This window comes from Dellaglioa sp. CoH-55-MRSF-8 (genome assembly GCF_056782195.1).
The window spans coordinates 1-365 of record NZ_JBXAYH010000113.1 but is presented as its reverse complement, the minus strand read 5'-3'; the positions used below and the strand labels follow the sequence as shown (position 1 = coordinate 365).

General features: G+C 56.2%; 1 protein-coding gene. It reads right to left on the bottom strand.

The window, feature by feature from the left end:
* Positions 1–326 (bottom strand): hypothetical protein (locus AC1RPW_RS08155; protein ID WP_481769465.1); only part of this gene is annotated, 326 nt, incomplete at its 3' end.
* Positions 327–365 lie beyond the last annotated feature (39 nt).

Sequence of the window (365 nt, the reverse complement as noted above, 5' to 3'; positions counted from 1 at the left end):
CCCAAGTTCAGACGACGCAAGAAACGTGCATCATCCATCGTGATCTTGAAGTCTGCGGCACGAGGCTTTTCACCACCATGACGGTGCTTGAAATAAGCCCATGCGTAGAGCTTGCAGTTTTGAAGAACGTAGCCGGTTGCGCCGCCCACTCCCTCAACGCCTTCGGCCCGGATCACGGCCAACACACGGTCAACCGAGTACGGGGCCTGCTCACGCAATTGAGCGACGAGCGCATCTTGATCGGTACGGCCAAACAGATAGGCGAAGGTGGCACCCGCAAGCGCCGGAAACTGCTGTTCATCGAACCCGAAAATCTTCCTGAGCACTACCCTCTCCTATTTACACATCACTCGCCATGCTTCAGC